The organism is uncultured Microscilla sp. (genome assembly GCF_947493425.1).
Taxonomy (GTDB): domain Bacteria; phylum Bacteroidota; class Bacteroidia; order Cytophagales; family Microscillaceae; genus Microscilla.
In genome coordinates this window covers 13,280-37,275 of sequence record NZ_CANLRP010000016.1, presented here as the reverse complement: position 1 = coordinate 37,275, position 23,996 = coordinate 13,280, and the positions used below count along the sequence as shown (strand labels likewise).

19 protein-coding genes are annotated in these 23,996 nt (G+C 41.9%); 13 read left to right on the top strand and 6 right to left on the bottom strand.

Features of this window, described 5'->3' with window-relative positions; translation table 11 throughout:
- Nucleotides 1-77: 77 nt before the first annotated feature.
- The 9 genes from hisD to uvrA all read left to right on the top strand — a co-directional run bounded on the left by hisD (nt 78) and on the right by uvrA (nt 11,567).
- Nucleotides 78-1,355 (top strand): histidinol dehydrogenase, encoded by a 1,278-nt coding sequence (gene hisD, locus Q0954_RS06795; protein WP_299455314.1) that lies wholly within the window; start codon nt 78-80, stop codon nt 1,353-1,355.
- 596 nt (nt 1,356-1,951) lie between these two features.
- Entirely contained in the window at nt 1,952-3,022 is a 1,071-nt protein-coding gene (gene hisC, locus Q0954_RS06790) for a histidinol-phosphate transaminase (RefSeq protein WP_299455313.1), read from the top strand.
- A gap of 274 nt (nt 3,023-3,296) precedes the next feature.
- The gene (hisB, locus tag Q0954_RS06785; protein ID WP_299455312.1) at nt 3,297-4,418 is read left to right on the top strand and encodes a bifunctional histidinol-phosphatase/imidazoleglycerol-phosphate dehydratase HisB; all 1,122 of its coding nucleotides are present in this window, start codon (nt 3,297-3,299) and stop codon (nt 4,416-4,418) included.
- Nucleotides 4,419-4,587: 169 nt separating this feature from the next.
- Entirely contained in the window at nt 4,588-5,073 is a 486-nt protein-coding gene (locus tag Q0954_RS06780) for a histidine phosphatase family protein (RefSeq protein WP_299455311.1), read from the top strand.
- Between the two features lie 50 nt (nt 5,074-5,123).
- Nucleotides 5,124-5,465: a hypothetical protein gene (locus Q0954_RS06775; protein ID WP_299455309.1), complete on the top strand. Its 342-nt coding sequence runs from the start codon at nt 5,124-5,126 to the stop codon at nt 5,463-5,465.
- Nucleotides 5,466-5,657: 192 nt separating this feature from the next.
- Nucleotides 5,658-5,996, top strand: a complete 339-nt coding sequence (locus Q0954_RS06770; RefSeq protein WP_299455307.1) for a hypothetical protein — start codon at nt 5,658-5,660, stop codon at nt 5,994-5,996.
- A 205-nt stretch (nt 5,997-6,201) separates the two neighbouring features.
- Nucleotides 6,202-7,308 (top strand): serine hydrolase, encoded by a 1,107-nt coding sequence (locus tag Q0954_RS06765; RefSeq protein WP_299455304.1) that lies wholly within the window; start codon nt 6,202-6,204, stop codon nt 7,306-7,308.
- A gap of 772 nt (nt 7,309-8,080) precedes the next feature.
- On the top strand, nt 8,081-8,407 hold the full coding sequence (locus Q0954_RS06760; RefSeq protein WP_299455301.1) for a DUF6122 family protein: 327 nt from the start codon (nt 8,081-8,083) through the stop codon (nt 8,405-8,407).
- Nucleotides 8,408-8,696: 289 nt separating this feature from the next.
- Nucleotides 8,697-11,567, top strand: a complete 2,871-nt coding sequence (uvrA, locus tag Q0954_RS06755; RefSeq protein ID WP_299455298.1) for an excinuclease ABC subunit UvrA — start codon at nt 8,697-8,699, stop codon at nt 11,565-11,567.
- A gap of 425 nt (nt 11,568-11,992) precedes the next feature.
- On the opposite strand, the gene Q0954_RS06750 is transcribed toward uvrA, so the two are convergent.
- On the bottom strand, nt 11,993-13,402 hold the full coding sequence (locus tag Q0954_RS06750) for a GyrI-like domain-containing protein (RefSeq protein WP_299455296.1): 1,410 nt from the start codon (nt 13,400-13,402) through the stop codon (nt 11,993-11,995).
- 543 nt (nt 13,403-13,945) lie between these two features.
- Between Q0954_RS06750 and Q0954_RS06745 the strand changes: the two genes are divergently transcribed.
- Nucleotides 13,946-14,794 carry an ADP-ribosylglycohydrolase family protein gene (locus tag Q0954_RS06745; protein ID WP_299455293.1) on the top strand — a complete coding sequence of 283 codons (849 nt, stop codon included), beginning with the start codon at nt 13,946-13,948 and terminating at the stop codon, nt 14,792-14,794.
- A gap of 15 nt (nt 14,795-14,809) precedes the next feature.
- On the opposite strand, the gene Q0954_RS06740 is transcribed toward Q0954_RS06745, so the two are convergent.
- The 3 genes from Q0954_RS06740 to Q0954_RS06730 all read right to left on the bottom strand — a co-directional run bounded on the left by Q0954_RS06740 (nt 14,810) and on the right by Q0954_RS06730 (nt 16,824).
- Nucleotides 14,810-15,370: a hypothetical protein gene (locus Q0954_RS06740; protein ID WP_299455290.1), complete on the bottom strand. Its 561-nt coding sequence runs from the start codon at nt 15,368-15,370 to the stop codon at nt 14,810-14,812.
- 388 nt (nt 15,371-15,758) lie between these two features.
- Complete coding sequence (locus Q0954_RS06735) at nt 15,759-16,406, bottom strand: IS630 family transposase (protein ID WP_299455289.1); 648 nt, start codon at nt 16,404-16,406, stop codon at nt 15,759-15,761.
- Nucleotides 16,381-16,824 carry a helix-turn-helix domain-containing protein gene (locus Q0954_RS06730; RefSeq protein WP_366916719.1) on the bottom strand — a complete coding sequence of 148 codons (444 nt, stop codon included), beginning with the start codon at nt 16,822-16,824 and terminating at the stop codon, nt 16,381-16,383. The genes Q0954_RS06735 and Q0954_RS06730 overlap by 26 nt, the downstream gene beginning before the upstream one ends.
- Before the next feature lie 113 nt (nt 16,825-16,937).
- Here Q0954_RS06730 and Q0954_RS06725 point away from each other — a divergent pair, with 113 nt between their 5' ends.
- The 3 genes from Q0954_RS06725 (at nt 16,938) to Q0954_RS06715 (ending at nt 21,136) form a co-directional block, all read left to right on the top strand.
- Complete coding sequence (locus Q0954_RS06725; RefSeq protein ID WP_299455283.1) at nt 16,938-18,842, top strand: tetratricopeptide repeat protein; 1,905 nt, start codon at nt 16,938-16,940, stop codon at nt 18,840-18,842.
- 3 nt (nt 18,843-18,845) lie between these two features.
- Entirely contained in the window at nt 18,846-20,462 is a 1,617-nt protein-coding gene (locus tag Q0954_RS06720) for a hypothetical protein (protein WP_299455280.1), read from the top strand.
- Nucleotides 20,463-20,644: 182 nt separating this feature from the next.
- Nucleotides 20,645-21,136: a hypothetical protein gene (locus Q0954_RS06715; RefSeq protein WP_299455278.1), complete on the top strand. Its 492-nt coding sequence runs from the start codon at nt 20,645-20,647 to the stop codon at nt 21,134-21,136.
- Nucleotides 21,137-21,367: 231 nt separating this feature from the next.
- Here Q0954_RS06715 and Q0954_RS06710 read toward each other — a convergent pair whose 3' ends face one another.
- On the bottom strand, nt 21,368-22,525 hold the full coding sequence (locus tag Q0954_RS06710) for a glycoside hydrolase family 3 N-terminal domain-containing protein (RefSeq protein ID WP_299455275.1): 1,158 nt from the start codon (nt 22,523-22,525) through the stop codon (nt 21,368-21,370).
- A 167-nt stretch (nt 22,526-22,692) separates the two neighbouring features.
- On the bottom strand, nt 22,693-23,994 hold the full coding sequence (locus Q0954_RS06705; RefSeq protein WP_299455273.1) for a RagB/SusD family nutrient uptake outer membrane protein: 1,302 nt from the start codon (nt 23,992-23,994) through the stop codon (nt 22,693-22,695).
- Nucleotides 23,995-23,996: the final 2 nt, after the last annotated feature.

Below are 23,996 nucleotides of genomic sequence, written 5' to 3'. Positions count from 1 at the left end.
ACAAGGCATAAGCGACAAACGACAAGAACTGATACTTGCTGCTTGTTGCTTGTGGCTTGCCACTCTTAAGAACCTATATGAAAAATATCATAAAAAACCCTGCCCGTAGCCAATGGGGTGAGCTGTGCACGCGCGCTGTGATACAAGCTGACGTGATAGAAGAGCAAGTACAGGCAATTTTAGACAAGGTGGCCAAAGAAGGAGACGCTGCGCTGAAGTTTTTCAACGAAAAGTTTGACCAAAGCAAAGTAGACGCCCTGGAGGTAAGCTCCGAAGAAATAGCCCAGGCAGGCAACGCCTTGAGTGAGGAACTCAAACAAGCCATTCGTCAGGCATACCACAACATCAAAGTTTTTCACGAGGCACAAAAAGAACCCCTCAAGAAAATAGAAACTATAGAGGGAGTAACTTGCTGGCGCAAAAGTGTGCCTATAGACAAGGTAGGGCTCTATATACCAGGAGGCACCGCCCCTTTGTTTTCTACGGTGCTGATGTTAGGAACACCCGCCCAAATAGCAGGTTGCCAGCAAGCCGTGCTTTGTTCTCCGCCCAATGCCGAGGGTAAAATTCACCCTGCCATTTTGTTTGCTGCCGACTTGGTGGGCATTCGCCAAATATACAAAGTAGGAGGCGCTCAGGCAATTGCAGCCATGGGCTATGGTACTGAAACCATTGCTCAAACCTACAAGATATTTGGACCTGGGAATCAATATGTTACCACAGCAAAAACCTTGTTGGCTAAAAGCGGTATGGCAATAGATATGCCCGCAGGTCCGTCTGAGCTTGCCGTAATTGCCGATGATGCCTGTGTACCTGCTTTTGTGGCTGCCGACTTGTTGTCGCAAGCCGAACATGGCGCCGATAGCCAGGTAGTATTGATTGCTACCAATGACCAGGTGGCCGAAAAGGTAATGAAAGAGGTAGAAAAACAAGTGGCTACTTTGCCCCGTCGCGACATTGCCAAAAAAGCTTTGCAAAACAGCAAGGCAATTGTGTTTGACCAATTAGCGGACGCTATAGCCTTTAGTAATTTTTATGCCCCTGAACACCTCATCATTGCCACGCAGGATTTTGAACAGGTAGCAGAACAAGTGACCAATGCCGGGTCGGTGTTTTTGGGCAACTTTACCCCCGAATCGGCCGGAGATTATGCTTCAGGCACTAACCACACCTTGCCTACCAATAGTTTTGCCCGTGCATTTAGTGGGGTGTCGTTGGATAGTTTTTATAAAAAAATCACTTTCCAACACTTGACCAAACCGGGGCTGCAAAGCATTGCTCAAACTATTGAAACAATGGCCACTGCCGAATCACTGACAGCACACCAACGGGCGGTAAGTATAAGGTTTGAGTAATTACGAATGGTTTAATTACGAATGAGGAAATTACGAATTACGAATGGGGCGAAGCTTTTTAATTACGAATTTGAGAATTACGAATCGACCAAAGGGAGCTCTGCGTAAGCTAATTACGAATGGTTTAATTACGAATGAGGAAATTACGAATTACGAATGGGGCGAAGCTTTTTAATTACGAATGGGTACAAAGCAAAGCTAAAGGCTAAAAACTCATCGCAGCTCAAGAAAAAGCTAAAGGCTAAAAGCTCAATACAAACAGTTAAACAAAAGCTAAAGGCTAAAAACCCAATACAAACAGTTAAACAAAAGCTAAAGGCTAAAAACCAATCGTAGCTCAAGAAAAGGCTAAAGGCTAAAAACCTATCGTAGCTCAAGAAAAAGCTAAAGGCTAAAAACCTATCGTAGCTCAAGAAAAAGCTAAAGGCTAAAAACCTATCGTAGCTCAAGAAAAGGCTAAAGGCTAAAAACTCATCGTAGCTCAAGAAAAAGCTAAAGGCTAAAAACTCATCGTAGCTCAAGAAAAAGCTAAAGGCTAAAAACTCATCGTAGCTCAAGAAAAAGCTATCGTCTATGTACTCTGAACTTAAAAAAAAATGAAAAATATTGAAAAACTGGTAAGACCCAACATTTGGGCTTTGAAGCCTTATTCGTCGGCACGCGATGAGTTTGTGGTGGACGATGAGGGCAATGAACAACCCTTGGTGTTTTTAGATGCCAACGAAAACCCGCTGGGGTCGGTGGGCAGTAATGGGGCAAATAACCGTTACCCTGACCCTTATCAGCGTAAGCTAAAGGAGGCACTAAGTACCCTAAAAAACGTGGCTCCAGAAAATATATTTTTGGGCAATGGCAGTGATGAAGCGATAGATTTGTTGTTTCGAATTTTTTGCACTCCGGGGCAAGACCGGGTACTGGTTACCCCGCCTACTTATGGCATGTATCAAGTCAGTGCCGACATCAATCATGTGGCGGTAGATAAGGTAATACTCAACGAAGATTTTACTTTGCCAGTAGCTCAACTGTTAGACACGATTGGGCAACAGGCGTATAAATTGTTGATTTTGTGCAACCCTAACAACCCTACGGGCAATGCCATTGCTTCAACGGCTGAGTTTGAACAAATCTTACAGACTTTTGAGGGAGTGGTGGTGGTAGATGAGGCATACATAGATTTTGCTGATTTTGCTTCTATGACTGCCCTGATCGACCGTTACCCCAACCTGGTGGTGTTGCAGACGTTTTCGAAAGCCTGGGGACTAGCAAACTTGCGTCTGGGGATGGCTTTTGCCTCGCCCCTGGTCATTGATTTGCTCAACAAAGTAAAGCCTCCTTATAACCTCAATGGTATTACCCAGGAACTGGGGCTGCAAGCGGTACAGAATGTTGCCCAAAAAAATACTTTTGTAGCAAACATTCGAGCCCAAAGAGACTGGCTGTATACGCAATTGCCTTTGTTTGACTTTATCGAGAAAGTGTTTCCTTCTCAAACTAATTTTATCTTGTTTCGCACTCAGCAACCCAACAAATTATATCAGTACTTGGTGCAGCATCAGGTAATTGTACGCAACCGTTCTACCCAACCACTTTGCGAGGGTTGTTTGCGGGTGTCGGTGGGTACCGAGGCAGAAAATAAACGTTTCATTGAATTATTAGCCTCAAGCTAAAGGCTAATAACTTTAGGCTGTAGAAACTATCGACTTTAAACTAGGAGTGTACGAAGTCTTGTAATCATCTGATAATAAGTGTTTTGCAAGGTTAAAGCGAACAAAAACAAGGTTGTTTTCACTTTTAAAAGGTGTTTTATATGCTCATTTTTGCTCTTTGCTAGGGCGACCACAAGGGTAGCCCCTACAATTAACACCTTGATTTATATGTAAATACCTGTATATCAAGGATTTTAAAAACTTCGTACAATCCTAACTTTAAACTAAGAAAATTATGAAAAAACGTGTACTTTTTATAGATCGTGACGGGACGCTCATTGTAGAGCCTCCGGTTGATTATCAGGTAGATTCGCTCGAAAAGCTGGAAATGTACCCCAAGGTAATCAGAAATATGTATCAAATAGCTCAGGAGCTGGATTATGAGCTGGTAATGGTGACCAATCAGGATGGACTGGGCACGGATAGTTTTCCGGAAGATACCTTTTGGCCAGCTCATAACAAAATGCTCAAAATCCTGGAACAAGAGGGAATTGTGTTTGATGAAATATTGATCGACCGCACTTTTGAGGAAGAGAACGCTCCTACCCGCAAGCCACGCACCGGGCTGATGACAAAATACATTGATAATTCAGCGTATGACCTTGACAACTCATTTGTGCTGGGCGACCGCCTGAGCGATATGCAATTGGCTAAAAACCTGGGCTGCCAGGGAATTTTACTTCACTCAGAACCAGCCGCTCACGACTTGCCTATAGTACTCACTACAACTGACTGGGACAAAATTGCGGTATTTTTGACGGAAGCAAACCGCGTTGCCCAAGGGCGTATTGCTACTGTACAACGTGCTACCAAAGAAACTGATATTGTTATAAACCTAAACCTGGATGGGAGCGGCAAAAAAGCGATGGATACGGGCATTGGTTTTTTTGACCACATGCTGGATCAACTGGCGCACCACGGCAAACTTGATTTGAGCGTAAAGGTAAAGGGCGACTTGCACATAGACGAGCACCACACTATAGAGGATACCGCCATTGCTTTGGGTGAAGCCTTTAAAATAGCGTTGGGCAACAAAAAAGGCATTGAACGCTATGGTTTTTTTAACCTGGTAATGGACGAATGCCTGGCACAGGTTGCCTTGGATTTTTCGGGGAGAAATTGGTTGGTGTGGCAACCTGTATTTAAACGCGAGCGAGTGGGTGGTATGCCTACTGAGATGTTTGAACATTTCTTTCGCTCGCTCAGCGACCACGCTCAGTGCAATATTCATGTAAGATGCGAGGGCAACAACGAACACCACATGATAGAGGCCATATTCAAAGCCTTTGCCCGTGCAGTAAAGGCTGCCAAACAAGTCACTGGTGTTGAAATTCCAAGTACTAAAGGGGTGATTTAGCCAAGGGGCTACAAGAGATACATCACACTAACCCTTGCCACATTCAGGGCTAGTTTACTCACTATTAAATAGTTAGCCCTGCTTGTTTGCTATATTTAATGCGTTATTAGTATTCAGCATTTGAAATCACGCGAATTAATTAGTTTTTTTGCAAAAATAGTAAAGCACAATGAAAAAAAACCTCTTACTTTTACGCCACGCCGAAGCGGTGGCTTACGCTGCCGGAAAAACTGATCATCAGCGTCCATTGACCCCGCGTGGCACCCAACAAGCCCATGCTATGAGCGAACTACTGCATACCCAAGGTTTTGTGCCTGACCTGGTATACTCCAGCAACGCCCAAAGAACCACCTCTACTGCCGAAATTTTTGCTCAAAAATTGAATTATCCCACTAAAAACATCATATTTGATCCGTCTATTTATGAAACCATGCTAGAGGTAATGCTGGACGCAATTAATAAAATAGCCCCCCAACACCAAAAAGTGCTAATGATAGGGCACAACCCTACCATTAGCTACCTCACCGAATACCTCACGGGGCAGTCGGTAGCTGGCTTGCCTAACTGCGGGATTGCTTCGATTGTGTTTGAAGCAGCCGAGTGGGCACACGTATCTGCCGATACCGGAGTTTTGGCCTGGCTAAAACATCCATAAAATTTGCCTTCATTATCACGAAAAAAATTATATTTACAAAAATATAGTATATGCTCTTTATTATTATTGCTCTTTTGGTATTTATTACCCAATCGTTGTTTGCTGCCTGGTGGTGGATAGCCGTGGTAGCTTTTGTAGCTGCTGTACTGGTGGGGCGATCTAACCTTGAAGCATTTTTATCGGGTTTTTTGGGTGTCGCCTGTGTATGGGTGGCACGTGCTTACTTTATAAACCAGGCAAACGATGGCTTGCTCTCTGGTAAAATAGCGCAGTTTTTTTCTTTGCCTTCCGGCGATTGGTTACTTATTGTAACTGGGATAACTGGCGGGTTGGTAGGAGCATTTGCTGCCTGGACAGGCTACAGTTTAAAGGCAATATGGAGCAAAAAATAAAGAAGTTTTTTTTTGATTTGTTTTAATAAATTTAGCTACTTTTGCGCCACATGTTGTAAATATGAAGGCAGGTAAATAAGGTATTTTTGAGCATTTTCAAACAAAAACACTCTACAACCTGATAGAAATTACACAGGCACAGTCCTGGATATACTTATATAAATACGTGGTTTGCATAAAATCAGAATGACAATGACTTTTACTAAAAAAATTTATCATTTAATTATTATCTCGTTTATGTTCTCTTTAGTGTCTTGTGGATACGGCAAATACAATGCGTCGTCATCGGTACCTGACCAAAAAGTAGACTACGACAACAGCAGAGTATACGGCGATGGAAAAGATGCCAAGGCGCGCCAAACCAAGGAAACTTACCCTACCCCTGAAAACGCAGGCGATAGAGTAAACAAAATAAAAGACAAGCTATACGGCAGTGCTACAACGGTTAAAGCCAAGAAAATAGAAACGGTTGACTCTACTGAGCAACTCAAAGCCGACTCTACCCAGGTAGATAGCAGCAAAGCCAACTAAACCAACTGCTAAACTTACGCAACCTCTGCACAGGTTCGTTTGATTTCTAAAAATATTGTGATGCTGCCAAAATAATTTTTGGCAGCATTCTTTTTATATATGGCTGTTGGTTGTTTTTGTTAGCCATCCAAAACACCTTATTGCCTAAATCGCTTTTTTGGGGCAACCCACCCACGGCACCCAAAGTATATACAACCCTCAATTTATGAACATTATCAGGTTATACATTGTACTTGTTTCTACGCTACTCCTGCTTCCTGCCTGTAAGTCAGACAAATCGCCCCACAACCCACCTGTTGCCAAAGAAGTTTACCTAAGCGAAATAGCCGGCAGAGCAGATTCGTTGCTTCATTACTTGCACAAAAACCGAAACTTTAATGGCAATGTGCTGATTAACCACAATGGGCTCAAAATTTTGGAAAAAAGCTACGGTTATGCCGACTTCAGAAACCAAACCCCGCTTAAGAGCCAGTCCAGCTTTAGGCTGTCTTCGGTGAGCAAACAGTTTACTGCCATGGCCGTTATGATGCTAAAGGAAGCAGGCAAGCTCTCGTACAACGACAAGGTAGCCAAACACCTTCGAGGGTTTCCCTACCCTCATATTACCATTCGCCACTTGCTTACCCATACCTCAGGCTTGCCCAACTATGGCGAATACTTTGCCCAGGTAGTGCTACGCTCTAAATACAAGTTTACCTACCCCACCAACCACGATATTTTGCTCTGGTTGATCAACGAACACCCCAAGCCTTACTTTAAATGTGGCGAAAGCTGGCTCTACACCAATACTGGCTATGTGCTGCTGGCGCTAATCATAGAGAAGGTGTCGCGGCAATCGTACCCCAGTTATCTTCAAGAACGCATCTTTAACCGCCTCGACATGCGCAACAGCGAAGTGTTTGACTACCAACACAAGTTGCCTTATAGGGTGTATGGCTTCAAAAACAACAAAAAATTCTACGATGACCACTTGTTCAACCGCATTTATGGTGATGGTGGCATATACGCTTCAGCCTCAGATTTGTATAAGTGGGACCAGGCACTGCGCACCAACCGATTGGTAAAAAGAACAACCCTCGAAGAAGCTTTTTCGCCTACTAAATATTACAACCAGATGTTTAGCAAAAACTATGGGTTTGGCTGGCACATCGACAAAGATGGGCAAACGGTGTATCATTCGGGAAGCAGTGGAGGGTTTCGCAGTATTATCTTGCGCAACTTACACCAAAACAACTGCGTGATTTTGCTCTCTAATAACCAGGATGGCAGGTATGAAAATATTGCGCGGGTCATTTATGGTTGGCTGGATTGATTGTTCATAGTCGATGGTGCAATGCTGTTTCCTTAATAAAGCTTTTATTAGCTTTAACCTGTCACAGATGGCTCACGTGTCTGTTTTTTTAATGCTCAATCCTTAGGAATAGTACCAAAATAAATACGCATTCTTAACCTCATCTTTTGAGGCTATACTTTGTTAAAAAATAGCCGAATAGTGATGCTATTAGCCAACCATCCCTCAAGCTCGCTCAACATCCACTGGATATTGCCGTGCCGCGTCTAGCAACAAAATATTTTAGCGTTACTATAGAAATTTATTTTTACACCATTCCTTAAACCAATACTCCGCAGTGATTTTAGCCAAAGTTGACTACTGATTAACTTTGTTGAGCACCGATATACATCGGTATCTAAGGACTCGCCGGAGGCTCGGTTATCAGTAGGTTATGATTTTAAAAACTATTTAATTGCACGGCGTAGACCTAAAACTGAAACCCTTTTAAAAATAAAGTAGGTACACAACTTTAGTATAAACTGCTGATTAACTTCGTTGAGCTCGCCGTAGCAGAGCTACAGGCTCGGTTTACAGGGCTTAACAAGGTAAACATTTACTCGAATCAGCTACGGACTATGGACTAAATACTATGGACTATTGTTAAACAGTATTGGTCGATGGTTTATTGGGGCTACGCTAAACTCTAAACAATATAAGTACCTCATTATAAATATTTTATCATCAAACTATTCAAGTATTGATTGAGGTGTAATCACTGCGTATTAGTATTGGTAACTCCAAACAAACTGTAATGTCTTTACTCAAACCCTTGGTTCACTATAGCTTACACTTTTTGGCACCCGCCCTCATTGCCTGGGGCATTGCTCACACTCGCTGGACTACATGGAGCTGGCGTAAGATTTGGTTTATATTGCTCGCTACTATGCTGATAGACCTTGACCACTTGCTTGCCACGCCTGTTTTTGACCCCAACCGTTGCAGCGTTGGATTTCACCCGTTGCATTCTTACACCGCTATAGTGGTATATATAGGGTTGTTGCTGCCTCGGCATACCCGCATTGTAGCAGTGGGTTTGCTGTTTCATATAGCAACTGATTGGTTAGATTGTTGGATATAAGCTAATTACGAATGGGCGCAAAGCGACGCTTTTTAATTACGAATGAGTGAATCACGAATTGGTCTATTACGAATGGCTTCGCCCAATTCGTAATTCTCAAACTCGTAATTCCTAATGAGGGCTTAAAACTTATCTCTATTCACCTTCTCCATAAAAATTGCTAAAAAAATGAACAATCCGGTTGGATTACTCATTTTATGTGTACACAATCAGCAAAAAAAATGTAAGTTTGTAGTTGGTTAAAAATGTATTTGTACAAACCGAGAATTCCCTAAGCCTTGTGAATAAGATGGATACCCTTAATACTGAGACTACTGCCAATAACGAAGGCACAGATATATCAACTGGTTATACTGATAACCTGGAGATTTTTGGCGCACGCGAACACAACCTCAAAGACATAGATGTTACTTTTCCCCGCAACAAATTGATTGTGGTAACCGGGGTAAGTGGCAGTGGTAAGTCATCGCTTGCCTTCGACACCATCTACGCCGAAGGGCAACGACGCTATATGGAAAGTTTTTCGGCGTATGCCCGTTCTTTTATTGGCGACATGGAACGCCCCGATGTAGACAAGATCAACGGCTTGAGTCCGGTCATTGCCATCGAGCAAAAAACCACGTCACGCAACCCACGCTCTACGGTGGGTACTACCACCGAAATTTATGACTTCTTTCGTTTGTTGTTTGCCCGTGCCGGAGAAGCTTTTTCTTATGTAACGGGCGAAAAAATGATCAAACAGTCAGAAGACCAGATCATTGACCAAATCATTGCCAAGTTTGAGGGACAAAAGGTGTTGTTGCTTGCGCCAGTGGTCAAAGGGCGAAAAGGGCACTACCGAGAGCTTTTTGTACAAATACGGAAGGCGGGTTATGCCAAGGTGAGGGTAGATGGCGAGATACTAGACCTGGAGCCTAAAATGCAAGTAGACCGTTACAAAATTCACGACATAGAAGTAGTAGTCGACCGACTTGCCATCAAAGCCGAACAACGCATGCGCCTTGCCCAATCGGTAGCCACTGCCCTCAAAGAAGGCAAAGGTTCGTTGATGCTACAGCTCCACGATAGCAATGACAAACCCATTCATTTTTCACGCAATTTGGTATGCCCTACTTCGGGTATTTCGTATGACGAACCTGCCCCCAATGCTTTCTCGTTTAATTCGCCTTATGGATACTGTACCGACTGCAAAGGCCTGGGGGTGATAGAAGAGTTTACCGAAGAAACCCTGATGCCTGACAAATCGCTGAGCATTAGCCGGGGAGGAATTGCACCTTTGGGCGAATACCGCGATACCTGGATGTTTAAGCAATTGGAAAAAATGCTCAAAAACCGCAAGTTTAGCTTAAGCACGCCCATAGAAAAACTGCCCCAAGACCTGGTAGATGTTATTTTAAACGGTTCGGATGAACTCCTCAAAGTATATTCGCCCAAATACAAACGTACCTACGAAACCACCTTTGATGGTATCAAGGCGTACATGAAAAAAAACTACGAAGAGGGCACCGAAAAACTGCAAAGTTGGGCTAAAGACTTTGTCCAGATCAACACTTGCCCTACTTGCGAAGGTGCCCGCCTGAAGCAAGAGTCGTTGCATTTTAAAATAGACAACCACAACATTTTTCAACTCAGCGAAATGGACATCAACCACCTGGGCAGCTGGTTGGCAGATGTAGAAGACCGCCTAAGCGAAAAGCAAAACCAAATTGCCCACGAAATACTCAAAGAAATAAGAAAACGGGTAAGTCTATTGCTCAATATTGGGCTGGGTTACCTTACCCTCAACCGTTCATTGCGTACCCTGTCGGGAGGCGAAGCCCAACGTATCAGGCTTGCCACCCAAATAGGCACTCAATTGGTGGGAGTACTGTATATTTTAGACGAGCCCAGTATTGGGTTGCACGCCCGCGACAACGTAAAACTGATTCAGTCGTTGCACGAGCTGCGTGACCTGGGCAACACCATTATAGTGGTAGAGCACGACAAGGATATGATGATGGAAGCTGACCACATTCTGGATGTAGGACCAGGGGCGGGTATTCATGGGGGCAAGGTAGTGGCTCAAGGTACACCTCAGGAGATTATGCAACAGCAAAGCATGACGGTAGACTACCTAAGCAACCGTAAAACTATAGAAGTACCCAAAAAACGACGCAAAGGCAACGGCAATCAGTTGGTGCTGAAGGGGGCTACCGGACACAACCTAAAAAATGTCAACCTGAAGTTGCCTTTGGGCAAAATGGTATGCATTACCGGAGTAAGCGGCAGTGGCAAGTCGAGCCTTATTCACGACACCCTCTACCCTATTCTCAATACCCACTTTTTCCGCGCCAAGCGCAAACCCCTTGCCTACAAAAAAATAGAAGGACTGGAGCACATAGACAAAGTAATAGAAGTAGATCAATCGCCGATTGGACGCACTCCCCGCTCAAACCCTGCCACTTATGTGGGATTTTTCTCCAACATCCGCGACTTGTTTACCCAATTGCCCGAAGCCAAAATAAGGGGTTATAAACCGGGGCGTTTTTCGTTCAACGTAAAGGGCGGACGCTGCGAAACCTGCCAAGGGGGAGGAATGAAATTGGTAGAAATGGACTTTTTGCCCAATGTATACATCGAGTGCGAAACCTGCAAGGGCAAGCGCTATAACCGCGAAACCCTAGAGGTGCGTTTCAAGAGCAAGTCTATTGCCGACATACTGGACATGACCGTAGAGCAAGCCGTAGAGTTTTTTGAAAACCAACCTTCTATCTTGCGTAAAATTAAGTTTTTGCAAGAAGTAGGGCTAGGCTACATTACCTTGGGGCAACAAGCTACTACCCTTTCGGGTGGCGAGGCACAACGCATCAAGCTTGCCAAAGAACTCTCGAAACGCGACACGGGCAAAACCTTGTACATTTTAGACGAACCCACCACGGGGCTGCACTTCGAAGACATTCGTATACTACTACAAGTGCTGCAAAAACTGGTAGACAAGGGCAACACAGTACTCATTATTGAGCACAACTTAGACGTAATAAAGGTGGCCGATCATATTGTAGACCTGGGTCCTGATGGAGGCGAAAAAGGGGGGGAAATTATTTTTGAAGGCACCCCCGAACAACTCATCAAAAAGAAAAAAGGGTTTACGGGTAAGTATTTGAAGATGGAGATGGAATGATAGCAGTTCTATTGCTATATGGTTTTATGGTTCGCAAAGCGAGGCTACTGCTGGCTTAAGTGCAGCAGTAACTTAAATCCAAAAATAATAAACAGTTTGTAACTGGTCTTGCGCAGCAAATTTACATAGAAGGTATATAGGCTTAAGGCTTTTTCAACTTAAGCCAGAGTGATAAGCCTGAGCTTGCTTTACCAGGAGCGCGGAGAAAAACCTTGGATCGAGTTCAGGGAAGATGTACTGGGTAACAACTACTACTTTGTGCACTTTAATATAACAGCCAGGTGTTGCAGATGCTTTACTAGAAGAAAATACGTCTCAATTTCTTCGCAACTTATACCGGAAGAAACGGTACATCCGTTTGGGTTGAAGTACCGTTTTTTTGTTTTTCATTAAAAAGGGCATTTGGCAAATACAACGATCGTTTTTTATGATTCAAGTATGCCTCTAATCTCGTTTATGAATTTGAACGATTCTTTTTCAATCTGTTCTGTTAAACATTTTTTATTACTAAAATCGGGTTCTTTCACAATGGTGTGGTCAATAATTGACAGACTTTCATTAATTGATTCTGCCAAATGATATTTGTCCCAATCACTACCTTTAAATATTTCCCAGTATTTTTTTCGGATGCTTTTGTTTTGACCAGATAAGCAAATCGAAAAATATAAATCCTGGTGGTTTAATACAATCACAAATTTCAGCTTTTGTTTTTTCAACTCCTCAGTTGTAAATGAAAAATAGGAAAAATCAGGGCTTCCTTGATAAAGATTTCCAAATTTAAAATTAACGCTGTATTCTTTATGTAAAAACCCTCTCAACTCTTTCATGTAACCTATCAGTTGATGGTAATCTAAATGTTTTTCACCTCGCTTGTTTTGTTCTTTGTAATCCAAGAAATCTACCTTATTTTTTTTCTCAATTTTTAGGTTTCCTGTTCTTTCGAGTGGAATACAAATGTCTAATATGAATTTTTGATCAGGATGAGTTTTGTGGTCATTATGATACACTTCAAAATAGTCTCCATCCCTAAATTCATAACCATTTTCAATGACCCAGACGCACATATTTTTCCAGGCTGTTGGAATTTCTTCTGCTTTAATTTCAAAATGGCCAACAGCATAAATGCCTTTCTTTAAGTTGATTGGTCTAACCTCACCATCTGCATTTATGTCCTCACTAATCGTTATACACGTGCTGAATCTCAATTTTGAGGTTTGAGTGACGTTGGGGTTATCGTGATAAATAGTAATGGCTTTAAAATCTGAAGTAGCCAATACCCTTTTTTTAGCTCCCCATTCCATCAACCTTTGAAACATATTGCTGGCCTTGTCAAATTCTCCGATATGCATAATACCAGCAAGTTTTACTTCTTGTAGTTCTGTTATAACAATTTGTGCATTCATTTCAATCCATTTTTTAATATGATCAGTGCTACAAATGTATTGCTCAGTTGTGAAAAGCTCTATACCAATCTTGCGAAGTGTATTTTTTCCTTCTGATTTGAATCTGGTTGGGCTAATTCCATAATACTTTTTAAATGCTCTTGAAAAAGAACTTTCGCTATTAAACCCGTAGATATACGCAAGTTCTTTGATGGATTTATCTGAACGTATCAATAGAATGGAGGCGATACGTTCTATTCGTTTTCTATTGACGTACTGGTTCAGATTTTCTCCTATAATTGTCGAAAAAACTCTATGAAAGTGGTAAGGGGAATAATAGGCTTTTTTTGACAAAGACTCAAGTGACAAATCCGCTTCAAGATTATTCTCGATAAAATCTAAAACGAAATTTACTCGTCTAATGTACTCTGTTCTTGTTTTATCGGCATTCATATTTTATTTTTAGAGCTGTACAAAGTCGTCTTATAATTAACTGGTAATAAGTATTAAGATTAATGCGAGCAAAAATACGATCATATTTAGTTTTAAAAGACGGCGTATACGCTCATTTTTGCTCTTCGCATGGACAACCATTCCGATAAATCGAGAACTTCCATTGCATTATAGCAAGGGGTAGCCCCTACAATTACCCCCTTGACTTATACGTAAATACCTGTATCAATAGTCCATAGTATTTAGTCCATAGTCCATAGCTGATTCGAGTAAATGTTTGCCTTGTTAATATCTGTAAATCAACGGCTTACATTAAATTCATTTACTTGCTTTATTTTTCAAAGGATGTCTGTTTTACGCCTAAACACATAATTAAATAGTTTTTAAACTCATAACCGTTTGATAACCGACCAACGGGAGCTCACCGAAGGTAATCAACAACCAACTTTGACTAAAATCACTGCGGAGTATTGTATATATCAAAGATTTTAAAACTTCGTACACGATTATTTCATTTACACAATCACAAAATACAATACCCTCATGCTCATCGAACTCGCCATAGGCGACGCTTACGGGGCTGGTTTTGAATATGTAGACCGCCAAGAGGTGGTGCGTCATAACAACTTAAGCTACCGCCAACACCCCAAACATACGGGCACTTTGCCTGGCATGTATACTGACGATACCCAAATGAGCCTTGCCATAGCCGAGCTGATGCTATCGGGCGATGCCTGGACTCCATTGAATATTGCCCAAAGATTTGTAGAGGTTTTTAAGCGCGACCCCAGGGAAGGTTATGCCGAGGGGTTTTACCATTTTTTGAGAAAAAACACAGGAGGCGGTGAAGAGTTTCTTGCTAAGATTAACCCTACCAGCGACAAGAGCGGAGCCGCCATGCGAGCACCTGTCATTGGCTTACTTGCCGACAAACAAGAAGTACTCGAAAAAGCCGAAATACAAGCTGCTATCACCCACCACACCAAAGATGGAATCAATGCTGCCAAAGCGTCGGCACTGATGGTACACTTTTTTACCTGGGAAGGTGGCAAGAAACAAAACCTGGCACGCTACCTCAAAGCCAACGTAAAGGGCGATTGGCTCAGCAAGTGGACGGGTAAAGTACGCTCTAAAGGTTGGATGAGCGTACGGGCTGCCATTACTGCCATTGCCCAAGCCGATACCATGAGCAATTTGCTCAAAAGCTGCATTGCTTATACGGGCGATGTAGACACCGTAGCCGCTATAGCATTGGCAGGGGCAAGTAGGTGTAAAGAAATCAAACAAGACTTACCTTATTGGCTGTATGGCGATATGGAAAATGGCGCTTATGGCAAGACATATATCGAAACACTGGATGCTCAACTAAGGGAGAAATATTTGAGCAATTGACCATTATTAATGTAGCTACTTCTTTACCCAATTGCCTCCTTTTTCCGGGTCAAGCGCAGTCGATAGGTTTTGCAGTGCCGAGCGGTTGTGGTGACACATTACAGCTTTGAAGGCAAGCTTCTTATCTATTTTTTCTTGCTGGGTTTGTCGAGCATTGGCGTCTTCAAATCCTTTTTGCCACTGGGTAATTTGGGTAAAATGCAAAGTAAGTTCGCTTCCTTGCCGCTGGTAAGTACCCTGCCATACTTTTTGTTCTTCAGACCCTTTGCCGTCATCGCCCACTGTCACATTGGTGTATACATACCTTACTACCTGTTGGGGCAAAAACACCAACACAGCCCTAAAAGTAGAGCGGTTGACTCCAGTACAAGGTTTTTTGCCCCAAATATACTCGCTGCCCTCTAGCTGGTTGAGCTTGTATTGGCTGGTATCGGGCGCTACTACCTTGCGCGCAGATGCTGGCGGCTCTGGGTTGCTGTTTTTCACCGTTTGTTCGGGCGTAGAGGTACACTGTATAAAACCTCCAAGGCTCCACACTACCCATACAATCAAGGTTGTTTTTTTAAAGTAGTTCATTTTTGGTCATTAGTGTCTAAAAAAACTAAAGAAAGCTTGAATGGGCAATAGTCCACTTTTTAACAAAACCATCAGGCTTAGTATGTATGTACCAAGACAAAATTAAATATACCTAATATGCAAGTATAACTATCATATTATGAGATAGTTATCTTTACTTGTAGCACCGATATACATCGGTATCTAAGGACTTATAGCTAATTGCACCGATATTTATCGGTATCTAAGGACTTGCTGCTAAGTAAGTGAACAAAAATAACTTATACATAAATCTATTTAGCTAAAGTTAATTTGAAACTCGTGATCGTATTTTCTAATAATATTAAATATAGCTTCTCTAAGGAATGGTACCAAAATAAATTTACATTCTTAACCTCATCTTTTGAGGCTATACTTTGTTAAAAAATAGCCGAATAGCGATGCTATTAGCCGATTTTTTGCCGCGTCCAGCAACAAAATATTTTATTAAACTATAGAAATTTATTTTTACACCATTCCTAAGCGTATCAGTAGTGAAGTAATCTTGTGGTTTTAACCATTCATATTTTATTTTTCTCCAAAGGGTCTCCACTAGATTTAGGTGGGGACTATATGTTGGTAAAAAAAATAAAAAAAGATTTTTTTCTGCCCATACTTTTTGCCTCTCGATTACCCGGTTTGCTTTGTGCCAAGATGCATTGTCAAGCACAATAACTGTTGGTTTGTTGATCCTTAAAGCTATCTCATCAAGGCATTCTATAATAAAATCACTATTGATATTTTGCCTAGTGGCATAAGTGATCAACTTTCCTTTTCTACTGAGCATTCCAAATAGGTTTACTACATGGTCTTTAGCACTTTTTATTACTCGTTGCTCACCAACGGGTTGCCAACCATAAGGAACGCAAGGCGTTAAATTGAAGCTACTTTCATCTCCAAAAAGCAAATCAATTGCACCTTTTTCTTCCAACAAAACGAGTGCTTGCAATTCTTCTTTTTTTGAGCGTATATTGCCGGATCTGGTTCCTTTTTTAACCCTTTGCGGAACCGTTTCCACCGATAGTCAACTCTTTTAAAAAACGTTGTAAGGTCTTTTTACACAAGTCAATCCCAAGTTCTTCTTTTATTTGACCAACAACACGTTGAAGGTTTTTGGGCTCATTTTCTATCAGAGTTTTTATTGTTTTGACCTCCTCTACATTATCAGGATTGAGTTTCTTGGGACGCCCACGACCAGGCTTTAAGTACAATCCTTCTATACCACCCATTTCCCACTCATTCAGCCAAGTAGAAATACTAACTTTACTGACGTTAAAAAAATCGGATAATTCAGTCATGTTTTTTCGCTCATGGCTCAATAATATGCCATAACATTTTCTGCGAAAAATGTGACTTTTACCGTTTTTATACCCTTTTTGTAGAGAATCTTGTTCCTCCTTTGTTAGATGCTCTATGTAGCGATGTTTACGACTCATAGGACAAAGGTAGAAACAAAACTATAAATATAAGTTATTTCTGTCTTAGTACTTACTTAACCTATGTAACGCTTCGTCTTAAATATTGAACCAAGCAACCATAAAAACCACGAATGAAACACCGCTTATTATTTACCTTATCCAGCCTGGTAAGTTTGTTCACGCTATGGGGCGTGTCTGCCAATGCCCAAAATACCCACGCAATAGATAGCCTGAAAAATATGCTCATCCACCAAACTGACACCACACGGGTGCTCACGCTTGATCAACTTGCCTGGGAATTTAAGTATAGTTCGGCCGACACCGCCCTCATGTATGCTCAACAAGCTTATGCCCTTGCCCACCAGCTCGGCTACTCAAGGGGCAAAGCCTTGGCATTGCATAAGTTAGGAGTAGTTTATTGGCTCAAGGGTGACTTGAACGCTGCTATAGATAGTACTAAACAGGCAATGTCTATGTTTCAGCAACTCAACCACACCAAGCAATACGTAGCTTGCCTCAATAACCTGGCGGCAATTTATCGCCCTAAAGGGCAATATAAAAAATCGTTGGAATTGCACCATGAAGCCTTACGCTTGCGCGAAAAAATCAAAGACTCTGTGGGGCTGGTATCGTCTCATACCAATATTGGGTTAGTATACCTCTTTACCAAAGATTATAAAAAGGCAATGAGGTATTTTAAAACCTCTGAGCAACTGAGCCAACAAATACCTAAAGTGTCGCCCTCGGCAAAAATCAATAATTTGATCAATACGGGGGTGGTATACCGCCGCATTCAAAAGTCCGATTCAGCGTTGATTTATTACCAAAAGGCACTTAAAGTTGCCGAAAGTCACCATATTCAGGCACGTATAGCGACCATATTGGTCAATATTGGGGTATTACATTTTTTTCGAAAAGAATACCGCCAAGCGCTTCAGGTATGGCTAAAAGCAAAAAAAATACAGGAACAAAATCAGTTTACCAAAGAAGTGAGTCGTACTTATCAAAACATAGCCGAAGCATACGAAGCACTGGGAGAAACTGACAAAGCACAGGCGGCGGTCCAACAGGCATACAAAGTAGCGCAAAAAACAGGGTACCTGGAGATAGTATGCCGTGCCGAGCAAACTATTGCCCGGTTTTATACAGCACAAGGCGCCCACAAAAAGGCCAATGAATATCTACAGCGATACCTGGTTCATAAAGACAGCCTGCTAAACCTGGAAAAAGGGAGGGCTATAGCCAACATAGAGGCAAAACACGAGTTTGAGAAAAAACAAAAAGAAATTGCCCTATTGAAAAAAGACAATGCGCTAAAAGCCCAGAAAGCCAACATCAGGAGTTTGCAACGTAACATAGCTTTTGCCGGAGCTGGAGTATTGCTGATCATAGCAGTAGCACTTTGGAACCGTAGCAGAATGCGTAGGGCTTTGTTTGAACAAAAAGAACGTACGTTTGAGGTAAACACTGAAAAAAACCGTCTGGAAAAAGAACATCTTGAAACGCAGGCAATACTTAAAGAAAAAGAACACAGGCATATCCAGGAAGAACTAAAAAATCAAGCAGAAATCAACCAACTTAAAGCGGATAAGTTTCAGAATGCGCTCGAACACAGCCAACGCGAACTAAGCACTACGGCAATGTTTGTATACCAAAAAAATGAGATTTTGGGTAATATCAATGACATGGTAACCGAGCTTATAGAGCTTACACCTGTAGATAAAAGAAAATCGTTAAAAAAAATTAACACACTGATAAACAACAACATCACACTCACTGATGACTGGGATAGGTTCAAGCTGCACTTTGAAAAAGTACACCCACGCTTTTTCGAAGACCTCAGTCAACAGTTTTCTAACCTTACCCAAAACGAATTAAAACATTGTGCTTATCTTCGCATTAAACTTTCGGGCAAAGAAATAGCCCGAATGCTGAATGTAGCGCCCAAAAGTATGCAAGTGGCACGCTATCGCCTTAAGAAAAAGCTTGCCTTGGGAGCCAAAGACGATTTATATGAGTTTATAGCCAGTGTGTAGTCTATGATCACAGCAGATGAGTTATTAAGAAGGTGTTTGATCCACAAAATTTATAAAGAATGGGATGCCAAAGTAGAGGAACTTTGGCAAGAAAAGCGTTGGTACAAAATATTTAGAAACAAGCACCCCCATCACTTGCCTATGTCTATTGCCAAACTTCCCAATGGCTTTTTCGAGAGTCTGGCAATAGACATTAACCTGGTAATTCAGCAAAAACTAAACGTATCAAAGCAAGAACTTTCGTTGTACACCATTTCGGGTTCTTCGCTTAAACGTTTGTTAGGCAAAAACAAAGACGGTACCTCACGCAATGACAAAAAGAAACAAGGGTTGGCCATTTATGTGGGTTATCAAAACAATGTTTTCCATTTTAAACACTGGGACGATTTCTACCGGGTATACCTAGATTATAGCCGCTTTTGGGACTATTGGCAAAAAAACGCTTTTCGCCAACAACAGCTAGGGGTGCCTTTGCCAACAGAAGAAAGAAACACCCCTACTACCCCGCCCTTGCCTATATACTCGCCCACTGTTCAACTCCAGTTGGTGCATGAAGTTATGCAAAACACACATGCGGCACAGGTACCCTGGTATACCAGTCAACAAAAAAAAATGCTGTGGGTGATCGCCGGAATACTGACCCTGGTATTGGGGCTGGCTGCAATGTGGTGGTTTTGGAGTAAAAAAGACTTGACGGCAAGTTTGCCCCAAAAAACCGCCCTTGCCCAACTTACCCCTGAGCAAATCAAGCAGCGGATCACTTTTTCTATAGTAAAGCATATCAAGGGCAAAAATAAAAGTACTGTATTTGTAGCGTATGATGTGCGCCAGCTTCCAATAGATACTATCAGGATTGGTAGTAGTTATCACACAGACATTACGCCTCGCTTGTATACAACCACCAAAAAACAAGACACCATTAGTTTTATTGTCAACAAGCCTGATGGTATATTGAACTTACGACACAGACGTACCTTACTAAAAAAACTCAGGGTTTACCAAGCGTCTACTCACTGGATAGGTTGGGTGCATGCGGGTAAAAAATTTATTGGTGCCTACCAGCCCACCTATAAGCTAGTGCAAGATTGTACATTGGTGTTTCCGATAACGTTGGTACCCCCACAATACCGCTCTTACTACTTTAGTAATTTAAGAAACACCCGCCGCTATGGGGTAGATGGCAACTACCACACTTTTGAAACAAAAATAAAACTGATAAATAAGCCCTCTAATGCTACTTGCAATCATTTAAGTATGACGGTAACAGGCAGCGAAAAATCTATGCAGGCAATTGCCAAACGGTTGAGCTATGAGCTAGAGCTAGACGGCTGCGAGTATTGGTTAAATAGGGAAAAATACCCTGTAAACATTGCCAGCAAATTTACCCACGATATAGATACCTACCGTCAGTGGAACACCTTTAAGTGGGTTGCCAGGGGGAGCCTCATTGAGGTATATTGGAACAATGAAAAAATCTTGTCCCAAACCATTGTCAAAAACATTGGAGAACTTACCAATATAACCTTTAGTGGCAAAGGCTCCTGGGCAGTAAAATGGGTGCGCTTGCTGAACAAAGAAGGAAAATCAATGTATGAAGAAAACTTTGATAACTATCAGTAAATCAATGAGTTTTGTAGCTAGTTATCGCTTTGAGCAAGTTTGGTAAAAGTTGTTCAGGAGTTGGTCAAGATCGTATAGTGTTTTGGGCAACTTGGCAAGTAGTATTGCCTTGACTTTGTGATGGATTCGGGTGACTTTTACGCAAAGTAAATCACTAATAACCATTCAAAACACCCTAAACCATGACCAAATATATTATGAGCTATGTGCTACTCTTCAGCACGGTTTTTCACGGAGTTGCCCAGCAAAACGAAGTTCCTTCAAAGAAGCTCGCGCAACAAATAGAAACTCTGATCACAGCTCAAAACTATGACAAAGCCGCTCTTTTGCTCAAAGCATACCAAACCCAACTTGCCAAAGTAGACGGGATGGTTTTGCGGGCGCAAGTAGACAGCTTTCGATATAGAGCCAAACAGAGCAACCAACAAATTGTAGATTTGCTCACCAACTACGCCAAAGAAATGAAGCCGTTGGTAAAAGAGAAATTATTGAACCTTAAGGCGAAGAATGACGCCTATCTGAATCATTTTCAGAATGTGTCGGAGTCTGCCAATGAAACCATTGACAAGTGCCCTTTTGGGTTGTCCGCAGAAAAAATAAGCTGGTTTAAACGGAGCTGTAGTTATTTTATGAAGCTGTACCAAAGAGAAGCCCACCTGCTTTTGAATAATTGAATGAATAAATAACGCTATTGCTTACAACCTACCTGACAGGCTTTTGACCTGCCAGGTATTATTCTGTTTACTTAGGAATGGTACCAAAATAAATTTACATTCTTAATCTCATCTTTTGAGGCTATACTTTGTTAAAAAATAGCCGAATAGCGCTGCTATTAGCCGATTTTTTGCCGCGTCTAGCAACAAAATATTTTATTAAACTATAGAAATTTATTTTTACACCATTCCTTAGGAACGTGTTAGCCCCTGCTTCATTTTTTTTATTCTTTGGTAAGATTCATCAATGCGTTTACGCGATATTTTGCCTTGCTTGATGAGTTTTTTGATAATTTTAATAGACTCAGGTACTATATTTTTGTTATAAAAAATTCTACCGTTGTTTGAGAAAAGTACAATATCGACTCCAGCATTGATAGACTTCTCCAAGGCTTCTTCAATTCCAAAGTTTTTAGCAATCGCATTCATTTGCATATCGTCAGAAATAATAATCCCCTGCCAACCCCACTGTTTCCGGAGGTAATCGTTCATAATTTTTTTGGATAAAGTAGCTGGGTATTTCTCGTCCAGTTTTTTATTAAATACATGGGCAGTCATCACCATCCCGTCAAACCCCTGCTCAATCATTTGTTTAAAAGGCTTGAGTTCTATTGGTTTCCAGGTATTGGTTACATCAGTAAAGCCCAGGTGAGAGTCCATAATGGCACTTCCGTGCCCCGGAAAATGCTTGATTGCGCACACAATGCCGTGCTTTTGGTGCACTTTGGTAAACTTAAGAGCGTGTTGTACCAAAGTATTTACATCGCCCGAAAAGCTACGCCCCAGCTTGCCAATAATGGGTGCTTTGGGGTTTACGTTGAGGTCGGTTACCGGAGCAAAGTTTACGTTAAAGCCCATGGCTTTTACTTTTTGGGCAATATGATTTGCCCATTTTTCGGTGGCAGCCAAGTCGTTGATATCTCCTATTTCCTGGGGAGTTTGGGTAGTAGCAAAGCCAAATTTTGCATTCAATCGGCTCACCTTCCCTCCTTCTTCGTCTACGGCCACCAACAAGGGTACATCAGAAAGTTTTTTGAGGTCGGTAATCAACGTTTTTAACTGTGATTTAGACACTATGTTGCGAGGTTTCGCCCCCATGAGCAGGTCTCGGCTATACAAAATAACTCCCCCCAAATGGTGCTTACGAATGTCGCGTTTGATGTGGTTTTTACCCTTGATACTAGTGCCTCTAAAGCCTACCATCAGCATTTGCCCTATTTTATAATCCAGCGAATCGAGCGTGGCAGTATTTGTTTGGGTACGGCTTTCGGGGGTGCGGCAGGCATAAATAAGCCAGCTTGCTCCTAGCATCAACCAAAGGAAAGTAGTGGAGTAAAGGTGTTTTTTCATTCTTTTATTTTTAAATTAAATAGTACTTCAGTATGGCACAAAACAGTACAAATTATTCAACGAAAGTGGAAGATGGTAAATTTTGCCCCTCAAACAAAAAAAAGCAAGACAACTCATTGTTTGCCTTGCTTTATTTATTGAACTTGTTTAAGGTTTTAGTCTCCCTGTTAATTAGAGTCGCTCAAAGGAATAGGAAACTCAGTATGTACAATATCACCCGTACGGTCGATAGGCAAGTTGGCCGCGTTTAAACGGTTGTACCTTCTGAGGTCTGCCATGCGCACTCCTTCTAACCATAGCGAGTAACGACGCTCTTTTAACAATTGAGTGATCAGGGTTGCCTGATCGGTAGCCCCGGCATAATTGGCAAGCCCCGCCGCAGTTCTCACAATATTGATCAACCTTACCGCTTCAGTCGCGTTGTTTTGTTGAATATGGGCTTCAGCTGCCATCAAAATCAGTTCTTCGTTGCGAATAATAGACACAGGGTCTGCACTACTTTTATAAATGTTCTGACGATGAGTAGCAGTTAGATTATCTTTGGTATTTACTTGCGCCAGGGTTTTGGTAGCCACTCGTTTGTCACCCGCTTCGGCATCTTGGTTAAAGGATGGGTGCGCATAAATGTTGTCAGACCCTGTACCATAAAACAATGGGTTGAGTAGGTCATTGGCACTGCTCGAAAAGTTATATTGAGGACCAACATTCAAATCGCCTGTTTCGCTATAAAAAGACGTGCCCAACTGAGTCAATACATCTGCCCAGCTTTTTTGATACAAAGCTACTTTAGCTGCCAAAGCACGGTTAAACTTCTTAAAATTGGCAGGTGTATTAAAATCTTTGAACCCTTCGTGCAACCCAAAGCCAAACACAGCCCCTGCTGCATCTAAGTCTGTAGCAGCCTCATCAAGCAAGCTTCTGATGGCCGTATAAGCGGCGGCATCTTTCAAAAATGGTCCCAGGTTGGCAGGGTCAGCCACCTCTATACGCACCCCATTGCTACCCAATAGGTTTAATACCTGGATAAACACATGGGCTTTCATTGTTTTGGCAAAACCTGTATATCCTTTTACTTCGGTAGTGTTTACACCTGGAATATCTTTAGCCACTGCAGCTATCAACAGGTTACAGTCTTTTACTACCCTGTAGTAAGGCTCATACCAATCGTTCAAATAAAAAGAGTTGTTGTCAAGCTGACCACCATTTTTACCCAATAGGTCTTGGGTGTTTCGAGGATCAGCGTCAAACAAATACAGGTCACGGGCAATGGTGCCTGACGCAGTACGGTATATCTGAAGCCCGTTCCTAATGTCAGCCAATAAACCAATGGTCAATGCATTCACCTGACCCTTGGTAACCAATTCGTCTACCCCTGGTCGGTTGGGGTCTACTTGCTCTTTAAAATTACAAGAGGTTACTGCCACAGTAAACCATGCAAGAATAAATAAATATTTATATATAGATTTCATAT

Coding starts and splice junctions, on each gene's coding strand:
- Q0954_RS06775 (WP_299455309.1), top strand. CDS start 5,124: ATGCTCTTTATTATTATTGCTCTTTTGGTATTTATTACCCAATCGTTG.
- Q0954_RS06705 (WP_299455273.1), bottom strand. CDS start 23,994: ATGAAATCTATATATAAATATTTATTTATTCTTGCATGGTTTACTGTG.
- Q0954_RS06760 (WP_299455301.1), top strand. CDS start 8,081: ATGTCTTTACTCAAACCCTTGGTTCACTATAGCTTACACTTTTTGGCA.
- Q0954_RS06730 (WP_366916719.1), bottom strand. CDS start 16,824: ATGAGTCGTAAACATCGCTACATAGAGCATCTAACAAAGGAGGAACAA.
- hisD (WP_299455314.1), top strand. CDS start 78: ATGAAAAATATCATAAAAAACCCTGCCCGTAGCCAATGGGGTGAGCTG.
- Q0954_RS06715 (WP_299455278.1), top strand. CDS start 20,645: ATGACCAAATATATTATGAGCTATGTGCTACTCTTCAGCACGGTTTTT.
- Q0954_RS06725 (WP_299455283.1), top strand. CDS start 16,938: ATGAAACACCGCTTATTATTTACCTTATCCAGCCTGGTAAGTTTGTTC.
- Q0954_RS06750 (WP_299455296.1), bottom strand. CDS start 13,402: ATGAATGCCGATAAAACAAGAACAGAGTACATTAGACGAGTAAATTTC.
- uvrA (WP_299455298.1), top strand. CDS start 8,697: ATGGATACCCTTAATACTGAGACTACTGCCAATAACGAAGGCACAGAT.
- hisB (WP_299455312.1), top strand. CDS start 3,297: ATGAAAAAACGTGTACTTTTTATAGATCGTGACGGGACGCTCATTGTA.
- Q0954_RS06780 (WP_299455311.1), top strand. CDS start 4,588: ATGAAAAAAAACCTCTTACTTTTACGCCACGCCGAAGCGGTGGCTTAC.
- hisC (WP_299455313.1), top strand. CDS start 1,952: ATGAAAAATATTGAAAAACTGGTAAGACCCAACATTTGGGCTTTGAAG.
- Q0954_RS06765 (WP_299455304.1), top strand. CDS start 6,202: ATGAACATTATCAGGTTATACATTGTACTTGTTTCTACGCTACTCCTG.
- Q0954_RS06710 (WP_299455275.1), bottom strand. CDS start 22,525: ATGAAAAAACACCTTTACTCCACTACTTTCCTTTGGTTGATGCTAGGA.
- Q0954_RS06740 (WP_299455290.1), bottom strand. CDS start 15,370: ATGAACTACTTTAAAAAAACAACCTTGATTGTATGGGTAGTGTGGAGC.
- Q0954_RS06720 (WP_299455280.1), top strand. CDS start 18,846: ATGATCACAGCAGATGAGTTATTAAGAAGGTGTTTGATCCACAAAATT.
- Q0954_RS06770 (WP_299455307.1), top strand. CDS start 5,658: ATGACTTTTACTAAAAAAATTTATCATTTAATTATTATCTCGTTTATG.
- Q0954_RS06745 (WP_299455293.1), top strand. CDS start 13,946: ATGCTCATCGAACTCGCCATAGGCGACGCTTACGGGGCTGGTTTTGAA.